Genomic DNA, 13,988 nt, shown 5'->3' on the forward strand with positions numbered 1-13,988 from the left:
CGGGGGAGAGGCGACATGGACGAGGAGACGAGGGCTGCCCGCGGCGCGATCGAGGAGCATGGCGTCGAGCCGATCCCTGTCCGGGACCGGACGGCGGGCGCCGGCGAGTTCTTCCGCATCGCCGTCGGCGCGACGATGACGACGACGACCGTCGTGCTCGGCACGCTGCCGGTCGCGATGGGGCTCAGCTTCCGGGCGGCGCTGACGGCGATCGTCCTCGGGGTGGTCGCGGGCGCGGTGGTGCTGATGCCGCTCGCGATCTTCGGCCCGCGCACGCACACCAACAACGCCGTGACGTCCGGGGCGCACTTCGGGGTGACCGGTCGGATCGTCGGCTCGTTCCTCTCCCTGCTCATCGCGATCACGTTCTTCACGATCTCGGTCTGGGTCGGCGGCGACGCGCTCGCCGCGGGCCTGGCGCGGCTCGCGCCCGGGCTCCGCTCGGGCTGGACCGCGGCGGCCGGCTACGCGCTGACGGGCGGCAGCATCTTCGCCATCTGCGTCGTCGGCTACCGCTGGCTGCTGGCCGCGAGCCGCCTGATCGCGCCGCTGTTCGCCGCGCTGCTGCTGCTCGGCGTGCCCGCGTTCGCCGGGCACTTCCACCTCGGCGCCGGTCCCTCGGCGCACGGCTACGCCGTCGGCGGGTTCGCCGCGACGTGGACGGCGGCGCTGCTGATCGTCATGGCCAACGGCATCTCCTACGGGCCGTTCCTCGGCGACTGGTCGCGCTACGTGCCCGAGACGGAGTCCCCGCGCCGGCTCATGGCCGCGACGTTCCTGTCGCAGCTCGCCTCGCTGGTCCCGTTCGTCTTCGGCGCGGCGACGGCGACGCTCGTCCCGGATCCCGCCAACTACGTCGCGGGCCTCGTCGGCGCGGCGCCCGACTGGTACGTCGTCGCGCTGGTCGTGGTCGTGTTCGCGGGCAGCATCGCCGGCGGCGCCGCCTCGCTCTATGGGACCGGGCTGGACTTCTCGTCGGTCGTTCCGGCGTTCTCGCGCTTGCAGGCGACCCTCACGATCGGGACCGTCTCCATCATGTTGGTGTTCCTCGGCCGATTCGTGTTCAACATGGTCGACACGGTCGACGCCTTCACCACGCTGATCCTGATCTTCTCGGCGCCGTGGACGGCGGTGATGCTGATCGGTGCGTTCACGCGGCGCGGCCATTACCTCGCCGACGACCTCCAGGTCTTCAACCGCGGGCAGCGCGGGGGCGCGTACTGGTTCACGGGCGGCTTCAACGCGCGCGCGCTGGCCGCCTGGGGGCTGGGGGCGGCGACCGGCCTGCTGCTCGCCAACACGACGCTCGTCGCGGGACCGCTGCGCAACGTCGCGGGCGGCGTCGACCTCAGCTTCTTCGCGTCGCTGGCGGTGTCCGGCGCGGTCTACCTCGCGCTGCTCCTCGCGTTCCCGGAGCCGCGCCACGTGTTCGGGCCGCGCGGCCCGCGGCTGGTCCCGTGCGCGGCGGCGGAGGCCGAGGCGCCCGCGATCGGCGTCCGGCCCGAGCCGGTCCTCCCGCTGGCCTGAGCGGGGCCTTGGACTAACGAGCGTTAGTTTCGTCATTGACGGCCGGGCGCGGTCGGAATATGCTGGGCTTACAAACGTTCGTTAGCCAATGGGAGTGAGATGTTCGAACGCATGATGAACGAGGCGCACAAGGAGCAGGAGCGCCGGCGGCTGCACACGGCCAGCCCGCACCTGCCGGTGCCCGTCCGTGCCGACGACGAGGAGCTCGTGGACCTCGGGAGCCCGCTCGTGCTGGCGGCGGTCGTCGTGGTGGCCGTGGTCGTCGGCCTCGTGCTGTTGGTCGTCGGGTCCTGATGCGCGTCCTCGTCACCGGCGGTCGCGGCTACGTCGGCCGCCGCGCGGTCGACCGCCTGGTCGCCCTCGGCCATGAGGTCTTCAGCTACGACCGCGACCACTGGGTCTCCGACGGGCCGGTCGTCCCGGTCCACGGCGAGCTCTACGACACGCCGCGCCTGCTGTGGGCGCTGCGAGAGCACGCGGTCGACGCGATCGTCCACACCGCGGCGATCTCGCACCCCGACGTGTCGCTCGTCGCGCCGATCGCCACGTTCGAGGCCAACGTCATGGGCACCGTGCACCTGTTCGAGGCGGCGCGCCTGGCGGGGGTGACGCGGATCGTCAACTTCTCCAGCTCGTCGGTCTACGGCCACGTCGAGGGCGTCGTGCGGGAGGACGTGCCGCTGCGGCCGCTCACGCCCTACGGCGTGACCAAGCTCGCCACCGAGCACTTGGCCGAGGTCTACGCGCGCCTGCACGGCTTCGACGTCCGCTCGCTGCGCCTCACGTGGGCCTACGGCCCCGGCAACCGGATGCCGGAGTTCGTCGGCGACATGCTGACCGCCGCGATCACGGACAAGCCCTACACCTTGGAGTCCGGCACCGACCACCCGCTGCCGCTGATCTACATCGACGACGCCGCCGAGGGCACGGTGCGGGCGCTGCTGGCCGAGGGCCCGGCGCGGCCGGCCTACACGGTCGCGGGCCCCGAGGTCCCGACGCTCGGCACGGTCGCCGACCTGGTCCGCGCGCGCTATCCGCGGGCCACGATCGAGATCGGTCCCGGGCCGCTGCCGCTGCACCAGCTGCCGGCCATCGACCTCGGTGCCGCGCGGGCCGACCTCGGATACGAGCCGCGGTGGACCGTCGAGCGCGGCCTGGCCGTGTACGCCGACGCGCTCGAGCGCGAGCTGGCCGCCGTACGCCTCTGACCCCTCCCACGCAGACCAGGAGAACGACGAAGTGAGTGAAGTGCAGGAGTTCGCGGGCAAGGTCGCGATCGTCACCGGCGCCGGTCGCGGCATCGGCGAGACGACCGCGCGCCTGCTCGCCGCGCGTGGCGCGAAGGTCGCGCTGCTGGACCGCCACGGCGACGGCGTGGCGGCGATCGCCGCCGAGGTGAGCGCCGGCGGGGGCGAGGCCGTCGGCGTCCAGGTGGACGTCACCGACGCCGCGGCCGTCACGGAGGCGGTCGGCACGGTCACCGGTCGCTGGGGCGGCGTCGACGTGCTCGTCGCCAACCACACGCTGCACCCGTGCGGCGGCGTGCTCGACACCGAGCCGTTCGAGTGGGACCTCTCGCTGCAGACCAACGTCGGCGGCACCTACCTGATGGCGCGCGCGGTCCTGCCGTCGATGATCGCGCGCGGCGGCGGGGCGATCGTCGGCCTGGGCTCCGACTGCGCGGTGCGCTCGTGCCGGGACGCCGCCGCCTACGTGGCCTCGAAGGCCGCGATCGTCGGCCTGATGCGGTCGATCGCGGTCGACCACGGCGCCGACAACGTCCGCGCCAACGTCGTGATCCCGGGCGCGACCGACACGCCCGGACTGCGCGAGGTGTACACCAACGACCGTGATCTCGAGGAGTCCAGCGCGCGTGCCGCCGCGCAGAGCCCGCTCAACCGGCTCGGCCGTCCTGAGGACGTGGCCGAGGTGATCGCCTTCGCCTGCAGCGATCGCGCCGCGTTCGTCACCGGCGCGGAGCTGATGGCCGACGGCGGCATGACCATCGGCTACAGCGCGGACTGACATGGGCGAGGACGTGGGAGCCGCCTTCGCGCGGATCGCGGAGGACCTCGGGCTCGGCCTCGGGCCGGACGCGCTGGGCGTGCTGACCTCGGTCGGCGAGCAGCTGCTCGCCGACCGCGAGCGCCTCGACGCGCTGGCCGCCGAGCACGCGCCCGTCCCGACGCCGGTCGACGGCCGCGGCGGGACCGTCCCCGCGCCGGCCGACAACCCGCACCACGGGTGGGTGTGGCGCTGCGCGATCGAAGGGCGGCCCGGCGGGCCGCTGGCCGGGCGCACCGTCGCGCTCAAGGACAACATCTCGCTCGCGGGCGCGCCGCTGCTCAATGGCTCGGCGCTGCTCGACGGCTTCCGCCCGTCGCGCGACGCGACCGTCGTCGAGCGCCTGCTCGACGCCGGGGCGAGGATCGCGGGCAAGACGGCCGTGCCGGCGTTCTGCTGCGAGGGCGCCGGCCTGATCGGCTACCCCGAGCCGCTGCCGGAGAACCCGGTGGATCGGTCGCGCCTGCCCGGCGCGAGCTCCAGCGGCAGCGCGGTCGTCGTCGCGGCCGGCGAGGTCGACCTCGCGCTCGGCGGCGACCAGGGCGGCTCGATCCGCATCCCGGCGTCGTGGTGCGGCTGCGTCGGGCTCAAGCCGACCTTCGGGCTCGTGCCCTACACGGGGATCTTCCCGGTCGAGCTGACGCTCGACTCGGTGGGGCCGATGGCGCGCACCGTCGCCGACTGCGCGGCACTCCTCGACGCGATCGCGGGAGGCGACGGGCGCGACCCTCGGCAGGGCGCGGTCCCGGCCTGGCACCACGCCGCGGCGCTGAGCCAGGACGGGCCGCTGCGCATCGGGCTGCTGACCGAGGCCTTCGGCATCCCCGGCGCCTCCGAGCCCGAGGTCGACGACCTCGTGCGCGGGATCGCCGAGCCCCTGGCCGACGCCGGGCACGAGATCTGCGAGGTCTCGGTGCCGCTGCACCGCGACGGCATGGCGATCTGGAACGGCGTCTGCCTGCAGGGCCTCACGGCGCTGCTGCTCGCCGACGAGGCCGGGACCAACCACCGCGGTGAGTTCGACCTCGAGTTGGCCGAGCGCATCCACGCGCTGCGCCGCGAGGCCGCGGCCGGCCTGCCCGACACGGTCAAGGTCACGATGCTGGCCGGCGAGTACCTGACGCGCCACCACGGCATCCGGTACTACGCGCAGGCGCAGAACCTCGGCCGCGTGCTCGCGCGCGCCTACGACGCGGCGCTCGAGGAGGTCGACGTCCTGCTGATGCCGACCACGCCGATGCGCGCCCCGGCCAAGCCGAGCGGCATGAGCGCCGACGACCGCCTGCTCCTGGCCATCGGCCTGGAGAGCGCCAACAACGTCGCACCCTTCAACGTCTCCGGCCATCCGAGCCTCTCGGTCCCGTGCGGCTCGGTGGACGGCCTCCCGGTCGGCGCGGGTCTCGTCGGCCGGATGTTCGAAGACGCGACCGTCCTGCGGGCGGGCGCGGAGGTCGAGCGCTTGCGCTCGTAGCTCACCAACCCAGAGGAGAGACAGATGCCGTTCCCATCCGCGGCTCCACGCGGGGCGCTCGCCGCTGCCGTGACGCTGGCTGCCGCCCTCGCGGCCGCCGGCTGCGGCTCGACCAGCACGGCCGGCGGCGGTCCCGCGCGGGACACGCTCTCGGTGGCCGTCAACTCGGCGATCACCACGGCCGACCCGGCGTTCGCCTGCACGACCTACGACTACGTGGTCGTCAAGAACACCTATGACAACCTCGTCACGCTGGGCACCCGGCGCGACGCCAACGGGACGGCCCGGGTCGAGCCGGCGCTGGCCGACCGTTGGACGCTGAGCGCCGACAAGAGGACCTACACCTTCCACCTGCGCACCGGCGTGACGTTCGCGTCCGGCAACCCGATGACCGCCGACGACGTGGTGTTCTCGCTCAAGCGCGTGCTCGCCAAGGAGGGCTGCCAGCAGTACGTGCTGACCACCGGCGACCCCAAGGCGATCAAGGCCATCACCAAGGTCGACGACCATGCCGTCCGGATCGCGCTGCGCAAGCCGGACCCGCTGTTTCTCCAGCTGCTGGCCCAGACCGGCAACGGCGTCGTGGACGAGAAGCTGCTGGAGCAGCACGGCGGCGACTCCGCGGCCGGGGACCGCTGGCTGGCCAAGCACACGGCCGGCACCGGCGCCTACACGCTGCGGTCCTATGAGCCCGACACCGAGGTCGACTTCAGCGCCCGCAAGGGGTACTGGGGCGCCCCGGCGAGGGCGAGCCACGTCTCGCTGAAGATCGTCACCGACCCGACGACCCTGGAGACGCTGGTCAACTCGGGCGATGTCGACCTCGCATACGGCATCCCGCTCAAGGACGTCAAGACGATGAAGGCCCAGGGCAAGCAGGTGTTCGCCGACCCGAGCCAGTTCTACATCTACGTCGGGCTCAACAACGGCAAGCCGCCGTTCGACGACGTGCGGGTGCGCCAGGCCCTGCAGGCGGCGCTGCCCGCGCAGGAGCTCGCCAACCGCTTCGGCTACGGCTACGCGCAGGCGTTCCGCGGGCCGATCCCGCCGGCGATGGCCTACTCGCCCAAGCTGGAGCCGTCGCCGCCCGACCTGGCCAAGGCCAAGGCCCTGCTGCGGCAGGCCGGGGTGGCGCACGCGGCGGTGACGCTCGACGTCAAATCCGGCGAGACGTTGCAGTCCGACATCGCGACGGTCCTGCAGAACGCGTACCGGCCGCTGGGCATCGACATCAAGATCAACACGCTGGGCGCCAGCGCGTTCAGCGACGAGGTCGACGGCTTCAAGTCGCAGATGTACATCATCAAGGACGGAGGCACGGTCAACGACCCGGCATACTTCCTGGGGTACTTCGTGGCGTGCGGCAACGCCTTCAACTGGGTGAAGTACTGCAACAAGAAGGTCGACGCCGACCTGGCGACCGGCCGTCGATCGTTCGACCCCGAGCGGCGCAAGACGGCCTACGCCCGGCTGTCGGCCGAGGTCGACCAGGACGCGCCGTACCTGCCGATCTTCGCCCCCAACAACGTCGTCGTCGCGGCGTCCGGCCTCAAGGGCTACGTCTACTACGACGACCAGCAGCCGCTGTTCCGCACCATGTCGGTCGGCGGCTGACGCGGGACCACGGGAGCCGTGGCGCCGGCCGCCGTCGTCCGGACGGCGGCCGGCTCGCGGTTCAGGCCTCCGTCCCGGGCGTCCCGGGCGTCCCGGCCGGCAGGCCGCCGAGCTGGCGCAACAGTCCGATCGTGTCCCAGTTGTGCCACTCCTCGGCCACCTGCCCGCCCTGGATGCGGATGAACATCATCCCGGTGACGTCGCGCCGGTGGCCGGTCGCCTCCAGGCCGAAGGCCGGGCCCTGGTGGGTGCCGGTCGACGACCAGCGCGTCGCGACGAGGTCGCCCTCGGCGACCTGCGCGTGGATCGTGTTGACGAGGTCGGGGAACGAGGCGCGGTAGCCGCGCACCAGCGCCTTGAGCGCCTCGCGGCCCCGCACGGGCGCCGGGTCGGCGGGGTCGTGGGCGACGTAGTCCTCGGCGACGAGCTCGTCGACCGCCGCGGCGTCGCCGCCGTTCCAGACGCGCTCGACGTACGTGCGCACGAGCGTCTTGGGGTCCATCTCCTACTCCTTGGTCGGGTGCGCCGCTTGACATCGGGCGACGCGCAAGGCGAGACTAACGATCGTTAGTTCATAGAGCAACGGAGGAGGAGCACATGCACGTCACGCGACGAATGATCGCGCTCGCCGCGCCGGTGGTGGCCCTGGCGCTCGCCGCCTGCGGCGGCGCCACCAGCCCCACGGGGGCGCCCGGCGACGGCGCGGCCGCGCCGGCCGGCGGGGGAGGCGGTGGGCATCCGACGATCAACGTCGCGTTCAACACCAGCATCGCGACGCTGGACCCGGCCTACGCCTGCGAGCAGTTCGGCTACACGATCATCCGCAACACCTACGACCAGCTCGTCGCGCCGGCGCCCGGCGGTCAGGCGGACGGCTCGAACGTCCGGCCGATGCTCGCCACGCGCTGGACGTCGAGCGCCGACAAGCGCGTCTGGACCTTCACGCTGCGCACGGGCGTCAGGTTCGCCTCGGGCAACCCGGTGACCGCGCGCGACGTCGAGTACAGCCTGCGGCGCCTGCTGGACCTCGACGCGTGCGCCGCGTTCGTCGTCACCGGTGGACTGACCGGCAACATCACCAAGGTGAGGGCCGTGGACGACACGACGGTCCAGATCACGCTCGCCAAGGCCGACCCGATCTTCCTGGAGACGATGAGCTCCCGGGCCGCGTCGATCATCGACAGCAAGCTGCTGGACCAGCACGGCGGCGCCGGCAAGCAGGGCGCCAAGTGGCTGGCGACCCACACCGCCGGGTCCGGGCCGTTCACCCTGGCCTCCTACGAGCCCGACAGCGAGATCGTGCTCGCGCCGCGCGACGACTACTGGCGGGGCGCGCCCAAGCCGGGGGAGGTGGACATCAAGATCGTCACCGACCCCGCGACGCTGAAGCTCCTGACGAGCTCGCGCCAGGTCGACATGGCCTACGGGATCCAGCCCAAGGACCTGGCGTCGCTGCGGGCGGCCGGGGGCAAGGTCCTGTCGTTCCCGAGCCAGTTCGTCACCTACATCGGCCTGGTGGCCGACAAGAAGCCGCTCGACGACGTCCGGGTCCGCCAGGCGCTGAGCTACGCGTTCCCGGCGCAGGACATCATCGAGGCGTTCGGCTACGGGCAGGCGAAGGCGTTCTCCGGACCGATCCCGCCGGCGATGCCGTTCTACCCCAACCTGCCCGGGCTGGGGCACGACCCCGCGAAGGCCAAGCGGCTGCTGGCCGAGGCCGGCGCGTCGCACCTGCACCTGACGCTGGTCGTCCAGAGCGGGCAGTCGACGCACGAGCAGATCGCCACCGTGCTGCAGGACGCCTACCGCGACGTGGGTGTGACGCTGACGGTCCAGACGCTGGGCTCGTCGGCGTTCACCGACAAGGTGTACAACTACAAGGCGCAGGCGTTCATCATCGACGACGGCCCGACGGTCAACGACCCGGGCTACCTGCTCAGCTACCAGGCGCGCTGCGGCGACTCGTTCAACTGGGTCCGCTACTGCGACAAGGGCGTCGACGCGCAGCTGGCCCAGGCGCGCTTCGAGGCCGACGCCGCCCGGCGCGGCGACCTCTACAAGCGGATCGACGCGCGCCTGATCCAGGACGCGCCGTACATCGAGGTCATGGCCAAGAACCACACGATCGTCGTGGACCCGCAGCTCAAGGGCTACACGTACTACGACGACCAGACCGCGCACTTCTTCGACATCACGAAGTAGCAGGCGAAACGGCGCCGCGGATGGTCGAGCTTGACGCTGGGACCATCCGCGGCGTAGACTAACGGACGTTCGTTAGTCTGATGCGACCACGAGAGATGCCCAGTCGTCCCGAGCCCTCAAGCCCTGCGCGTCACCCGGTCCCGAACGCCGCCGAAGGAGAGACGTTGCTCTCCGTCGACGGCCTCAAGGTGGACTTCGGGACCGCCGACGCGCCGATCCATGCCGTCCGCGGCGTCAGCTTCTCCGTCGCCGCCGGGGAGGTCGTCGCCCTCGTCGGCGAGTCCGGCTCCGGCAAGACCGTCAGCGCGCTGGCCACGCTCGGCCTGCTGCCGGCGGGCTCCCGGATCAGCATGGACGCCGGCACCCTCGCCGGCCACGACCTCACCAGCGTGGACGAGGAGCAGCTGCGCGCGCTCCGCGGCGCCACGGCGGGCATGATCTTCCAGGACCCGCTGTCGAGCCTGAACCCGGTCAAGCGCGTCGGCGAGCAGATCGTCGAGGCGATCCGGCTGCACGCGCCGATGTCGGCGCCGGCCGCCAAGGAGATGGCGATCGCCCGCCTCACGCAGGTCGGCATCCCGGACCCGGCCAAGCGCTTCGACGAGTACCCGCACCAGTTCAGCGGCGGCATGCGCCAGCGCGCGATGATCGCGATGGCGCTGGCGGCCGACCCGCCCATGCTGATCGCCGACGAGCCGACGACGGCGCTCGACGTGACGGTCCAGGCGCAGATCCTCGAGCTGATCCAGTCGCTGCAGCGGGACCTGCGCATGGGGGTCCTGTTGATCACGCACGACCTCGGCGTGGTGAGCCGCGTCGCGGATCGCGTCGTGGTCATGTACGCGGGACGGATCGTCGAGTCCGGCCCGACGGCCGAGATCCTGCGCGACCCCTCGCACCACTACACGGCCGGGCTGCTGGCCTCGCTGCCGCGCCTGGACCTGCCGGGGGGCGGGAGCCCGCGGCCGATCGACGGCACGCCGCCGCTGCCCGACGAGGTCGTCGCGGGCTGCGCGTTCGCGCCCCGCTGCCGTGCGGCGACCGACGCGTGCGCGCGGCGCCCGCCGCTGGCGCCGGTCGCCGGGGCGACGCCCCGGGACGCGCGGGTCGCCTGCCACCACCCCTTGTCGGGCGACGCGCGCCGGCGCGCGGCGGCGCCCGCCCAGAGCCCCGATCTCGCTCCGGCGCCGGCGGTGGTGCCGGAGCGGGCGGGGGCCGGCGAGCCCGTGCTGCGCACGCGCGAGCTGGAGGTGACGTTCAGCCGCCGCGACGGCCTGTTCGGCGGGACCAGCTCGGTCCACGCGGTGGCGGGCGTCGACCTCGCGCTGGCGCCCGGCACCACGCTTGGCCTGGTGGGGGAGTCCGGCTGCGGGAAGACCATGCTGGGCCGCGCGATCCTCCAGCTCACCCGTCCCACCGACGGCACGGTGACCGTCGGCGACGCCGAGGTCTCGTCGTTGAGCGACAAGGAGCTGCGCCCGGTGCGCCGCCGGCTGCAGATCGTCTTCCAGGATCCGCAGGCGAGCCTCACGCCGCGCCACCGGATCGAGCGGATCCTGTCCGAGCCGCTGGAGCTGCACGGCCTCGTCACGAGCGAGGACGAGCGCCGCGCCCGCGTCGAGGAGCTCCTGTCGCTCGTCGGCCTGACGCCCGCGTTCGCGCGCCGCTTGCCGCACGAGCTCAGCGGCGGTCAGCGTCAGCGCGTCGGCATCGCCCGCGCGCTGGCGGTCGAGCCCGACGTCATCGTCCTCGACGAGTCGGTCAGCGCGTTGGACGTCTCGATCCAGGCGCAGGTGCTCGCGCTGCTGGAGCGCCTGCAGCGCGATCTTGGCGTCGCCTACCTGTTCATCTCCCACGACCTGGCCGTGATCCGGCACATCGCCGACGAGGTGGCCGTCATGTACCTCGGGCGGATCGTCGAGCACGGCCCGGCCGAGGACGTCTACCGCGCGCCGCGCCATCCCTACACCGCCGCGCTGCTGTCGGCGGTCCCGATCCCGGACACCGAGCGCGAGCGCACGCGCGAGCGGATCGTCCTGCACGGCGATCCGCCGAGCCCGTCCGATCCGCCGCGGGGCTGTCCGTTCCACACGCGCTGCTGGCTGCGCGAGCGGCTCGGGAACCCGGAGGCGTGCACCGCGTCGCGGCCCGAGCTGCGCGCCACCGACGGGGGCCGTCACGCGGCCGCCTGCCACTTCACCGACGAGCAGGCCCGGCACCTGCCCGACGGCGCGATGATCGCGATGGCGGAGGTCGCCTCATGAGCCAGCAGGTCCTCGACCCCGTGACGGGGGCCGCCGCCGGTCCCGCCCGCCGCCGGCCGCGGCGCCTCGCGCTCGCCTGGGCGACCGCCCACGACGCCGGATTCCGCGGCGTGCTGATCGGCCTCGGCCTCTTCCTGGCGATCGCCGTGCTCGGCCCCTTCGCCTACCGGGCCGACCCGTCGACCGTCCACCTCTCCAACGCGCTGAAGGCCCCGAGCGGCGCGCACCCCTTCGGCACCGACGAGTTCGGCCGCGACGTCCTCGCGCGCTTCCTCGGCGGCGCGCGGATCTCGTTCCTGCTCGGCGTGACGTCGGTCCTCGGGGCGGCGGTCGTCGGGACGTTCGTGGGCGCGTTCGCCGGCTTCTACGGCGGGTGGCCGGACTCGGTCATCAGCCGCTTCCTCGACGGGCTGCTCGCGTTCCCGGCGCTCATCATGGGGATGACGCTCGCGTTGGCGATGGGCCCCGGCGCGCTGCCCGCGGGCCTGGCCGTCGCGATCACCGGCATCCCCTGGTACGCGCGCGTGGTCCGCTCGGAGGTGCTGTCGCTCAAGTCGCGCGAGTTCGTCGACGCGCAGCGCGCGCTCGGCGCGTCGCGCATGCACATCCTCCTACGCCACGTCCTGCCGTCCGTCCTCGGCGGCGTCAGCGTCCAGGCGTCGCTGGGCGTCGCCTACGCGGTGCTCGCGATCGCGGGCCTCGGCTTCCTCGGCCTCGGCGTCCAGCCGCCCAGCCCCGAGTGGGGGTCGATGATCACCGAGGGCCGCACCTACCTCACCTCCGGCCAGTGGTGGATCTCCGTGATCCCCGGCGTCGGGATCCTCGTCCTCGTCAGCCTCAGCGTCGCGCTCGGTGAGCGGATGCGTGACTACTTCGATCCTTATGGCAAGATTCATTATTAGCCGCATCGGGGCGACCCTCGCGGTCCTCTTCTTCGCGTCGCTGATCGCGTTCCTGCTGCTGCGGGTGTCGCCCGGCGACCCGGCGCGACAGGTGCTCGGCCCGCAGGCGTCGGCCCAGGCGGTCGCGTCGCTGCGCTCCGAGATGGGGCTCGACAAGCCCTTGCCGGTCCAGTACGTCAACTACATGTCGGACCTGGCGCACGGCGACGTCGGCACGTCCTGGCGCACGCACACGCAGGTCAGCGCGGAGCTGTCGAACCGCATCCCGGCGACGCTCGAGCTGGCGCTGGCGGCGATCTTCCTGTCGATCTTCATCGCGATCCCCGTCGGGGTCCTCTCGGCCGGGCGGCGGCGGTGGGTCGACCGCGCGTCGCGTGCCGGGGCGGTGCTCGGGCTCGGGACCCCGCCGTTCTGGCTCGGGCTCGTGCTCATCCTGGTGTTCTTCACCTGGCTGGGCTGGGCGCCCGCGCCGTTCGGGCGCCTCGACGGCAACATCCCCGTGCCGCCCAAGGTCACCGGGCTGCTGACGATCGACGCGCTGCTGCACGGCGACCTCACCGCCTTCGGCAACGCGGTCGCGCACCTCGTCCTCCCGGCGATCACGCTTGCGGTGCCGCTGGCGGCGTACCTGTCGCGGATCGTGCGGCGCTCGACGGTGGACGTGTACCGGCTGGACTTCATCCGGACCGCCCGCGCCAAGGGCGCCGGTGAGCGCCGCGTGCTGTTCCGCCACGCGCTGCCCAACGCCCTGCTGCCCGTGCTGACGCTGTCGACCCTGTACTTCGGCGAGCTGCTGGCCGGCTCGCTGCTCGTCGAGGCGGTGTTCAACTGGCCGGGGATCGGCGGCTACGTCGCCCAGTCGATCGTGGCCCAGGACTTCGCCCCCGTGCAGGGCGCGATCCTGCTCGGCGCGTTGACCTACAGCTTGCTCTCGCTGACCACCGACGTCCTCTACGGCGTCGCCGACCCACGGATCCGGGTGTCCCATGGCTGATCGCGATCGCGTCCTCGTCACCGGCGGCCGCGGCTACGTGGGCCGCTGGATCGTCCGGCAGCTCGTCGACGCCGGGCGGCCCGTCGTCACCTACGACCGCGACTGGTGGCCGGGGGAGCCCGGCGTCATCGCGGCTCACGGGGAGCTCCAGGACGCGACCCGGCTGGCGCGCGTGATCGAGGAGCAGCGGGTGGGCAAGATCATCCACACCGCCTCGATCTCCCATCCGGACGTCTCGGTCGAGATGCCGGTGGCGACGATCCACGCCAACGCCATGGGCACGGTCGAGCTCTACGAGGCCGCCCGTCTGGCCGGCGTCGAGCGCGTCGTCAACTACTCGTCGTCCTCGATCTACGGGTTCCAGGACGGCATCGTCTCCGAGGAGGCGGTCCTGGACCCGACGACGCCCTACGGCGTGTCGAAGGTCGTCGGCGACCTGCTCGGCAAGGTCTACCGCGGGCTGTACGGCTTCGACGTGCTCTCGCTGCGCGTGCACTGGGTCTACGGCCCGGGCCAGCGCATGCAGGAGTACACGCACGACCTCGTCCGCGCCGCGCTCGACGGCCGCCCGTTCCGCCTCCAGCAGGGCGCCGACCACCCGCTGCCGATGGTCTTCGTGCGCGACGTCGCCGCCGCCGGGATCCTCGCGGCCGACGCGCCCGCCGCGCAGGTCACGCAGGCGGCCTACAACGTCGCCGGTCCCGAGTGGCCGTCCCTCGGCGAGCTGGCCGAGCGCGTCGCCGCGCTGGTGCCGGGCGCCGATCTGCACGTCGGGCCCGGCGACCTCCCACTCGACCAGCTCGGCGACCACCGCGTGGCGGCGGTCGACCTGCAGGCCGCCGCCCGCGATCTGGGCTACCGCCCGGCGTGGGACCTGGAGCGCGGCCTGGCCGAGTACGCCGAGTGGCTCAGGGTCAACGAATACTGAACCTCACAAGACGGAGAAGGCG

Annotated in this window: 12 protein-coding genes; 11 read left to right on the forward strand and 1 reads right to left on the reverse strand. The window is 72.8% G+C overall.

Annotated elements, in window-relative coordinates; translation table 11 throughout:
* The first annotated feature begins 15 nt into the window (after positions 1-15).
* From VFG42_RS23040 to VFG42_RS23065, 6 genes are all read left to right on the forward strand, one after another.
* Positions 16-1,527 carry a purine-cytosine permease family protein gene (locus VFG42_RS23040; RefSeq protein WP_324911170.1) on the forward strand — a complete coding sequence of 504 codons (1,512 nt, stop codon included), beginning with the start codon at positions 16-18 and terminating at the stop codon, positions 1,525-1,527.
* 111 nt (positions 1,528-1,638) lie between these two features.
* The gene (locus VFG42_RS23045; protein ID WP_324911171.1) at positions 1,639-1,821 is read left to right on the forward strand and encodes a hypothetical protein; all 183 of its coding nucleotides are present in this window, start codon (positions 1,639-1,641) and stop codon (positions 1,819-1,821) included.
* Positions 1,821-2,735: an SDR family oxidoreductase gene (locus VFG42_RS23050; RefSeq protein ID WP_324911172.1), complete on the forward strand. Its 915-nt coding sequence runs from the start codon at positions 1,821-1,823 to the stop codon at positions 2,733-2,735. Before VFG42_RS23045 ends, VFG42_RS23050 begins: the two co-directional genes overlap by 1 nt.
* A gap of 31 nt (positions 2,736-2,766) precedes the next feature.
* The gene (locus VFG42_RS23055) at positions 2,767-3,552 is read left to right on the forward strand and encodes an SDR family NAD(P)-dependent oxidoreductase (protein ID WP_324911173.1); all 786 of its coding nucleotides are present in this window, start codon (positions 2,767-2,769) and stop codon (positions 3,550-3,552) included.
* Position 3,553: 1 nt separating this feature from the next.
* The gene (locus VFG42_RS23060) at positions 3,554-5,062 is read left to right on the forward strand and encodes an amidase (RefSeq protein ID WP_324911174.1); all 1,509 of its coding nucleotides are present in this window, start codon (positions 3,554-3,556) and stop codon (positions 5,060-5,062) included.
* Positions 5,063-5,131: 69 nt separating this feature from the next.
* The gene (locus tag VFG42_RS23065) at positions 5,132-6,676 is read left to right on the forward strand and encodes an ABC transporter substrate-binding protein (RefSeq protein WP_324911175.1); all 1,545 of its coding nucleotides are present in this window, start codon (positions 5,132-5,134) and stop codon (positions 6,674-6,676) included.
* A 61-nt stretch (positions 6,677-6,737) separates the two neighbouring features.
* Here VFG42_RS23065 and VFG42_RS23070 read toward each other — a convergent pair whose 3' ends face one another.
* Positions 6,738-7,178, reverse strand: coding sequence for an ester cyclase (locus VFG42_RS23070; RefSeq protein WP_324911176.1), 441 nt, complete (start codon positions 7,176-7,178; stop codon positions 6,738-6,740).
* Positions 7,179-7,273: 95 nt separating this feature from the next.
* Between VFG42_RS23070 and VFG42_RS23075 the strand changes: the two genes are divergently transcribed.
* From VFG42_RS23075 to VFG42_RS23095, 5 genes are all read left to right on the forward strand, one after another.
* On the forward strand, positions 7,274-8,878 hold the full coding sequence (locus VFG42_RS23075; protein ID WP_324911177.1) for an ABC transporter substrate-binding protein: 1,605 nt from the start codon (positions 7,274-7,276) through the stop codon (positions 8,876-8,878).
* A 164-nt stretch (positions 8,879-9,042) separates the two neighbouring features.
* On the forward strand, positions 9,043-11,142 hold the full coding sequence (locus tag VFG42_RS23080) for an ABC transporter ATP-binding protein (protein WP_324911178.1): 2,100 nt from the start codon (positions 9,043-9,045) through the stop codon (positions 11,140-11,142).
* Positions 11,139-12,044 carry an ABC transporter permease gene (locus tag VFG42_RS23085; RefSeq protein ID WP_324911179.1) on the forward strand — a complete coding sequence of 302 codons (906 nt, stop codon included), beginning with the start codon at positions 11,139-11,141 and terminating at the stop codon, positions 12,042-12,044. Before VFG42_RS23080 ends, VFG42_RS23085 begins: the two co-directional genes overlap by 4 nt.
* Positions 12,025-13,038 carry an ABC transporter permease gene (locus tag VFG42_RS23090; protein WP_324911180.1) on the forward strand — a complete coding sequence of 338 codons (1,014 nt, stop codon included), beginning with the start codon at positions 12,025-12,027 and terminating at the stop codon, positions 13,036-13,038. Before VFG42_RS23085 ends, VFG42_RS23090 begins: the two co-directional genes overlap by 20 nt.
* Positions 13,031-13,966 (forward strand): NAD(P)-dependent oxidoreductase, encoded by a 936-nt coding sequence (locus VFG42_RS23095; protein WP_324911181.1) that lies wholly within the window; start codon positions 13,031-13,033, stop codon positions 13,964-13,966. Before VFG42_RS23090 ends, VFG42_RS23095 begins: the two co-directional genes overlap by 8 nt.
* The last annotated feature ends 22 nt before the right edge of the window (positions 13,967-13,988 follow it).

It is taken from the genome of Baekduia sp., assembly GCF_035685985.1.
In the GTDB taxonomy this organism is placed as follows: domain Bacteria; phylum Actinomycetota; class Thermoleophilia; order Solirubrobacterales; family Solirubrobacteraceae; genus Baekduia.

Coding starts and splice junctions, on each gene's coding strand:
- VFG42_RS23090 (WP_324911180.1), top strand. CDS start 12,025: ATGGCAAGATTCATTATTAGCCGCATCGGGGCGACCCTCGCGGTCCTC.
- VFG42_RS23070 (WP_324911176.1), bottom strand. CDS start 7,178: ATGGACCCCAAGACGCTCGTGCGCACGTACGTCGAGCGCGTCTGGAAC.
- VFG42_RS23095 (WP_324911181.1), top strand. CDS start 13,031: ATGGCTGATCGCGATCGCGTCCTCGTCACCGGCGGCCGCGGCTACGTG.
- VFG42_RS23060 (WP_324911174.1), top strand. CDS start 3,554: ATGGGCGAGGACGTGGGAGCCGCCTTCGCGCGGATCGCGGAGGACCTC.
- VFG42_RS23085 (WP_324911179.1), top strand. CDS start 11,139: ATGAGCCAGCAGGTCCTCGACCCCGTGACGGGGGCCGCCGCCGGTCCC.
- VFG42_RS23050 (WP_324911172.1), top strand. CDS start 1,821: ATGCGCGTCCTCGTCACCGGCGGTCGCGGCTACGTCGGCCGCCGCGCG.
- VFG42_RS23075 (WP_324911177.1), top strand. CDS start 7,274: ATGCACGTCACGCGACGAATGATCGCGCTCGCCGCGCCGGTGGTGGCC.
- VFG42_RS23040 (WP_324911170.1), top strand. CDS start 16: ATGGACGAGGAGACGAGGGCTGCCCGCGGCGCGATCGAGGAGCATGGC.
- VFG42_RS23045 (WP_324911171.1), top strand. CDS start 1,639: ATGATGAACGAGGCGCACAAGGAGCAGGAGCGCCGGCGGCTGCACACG.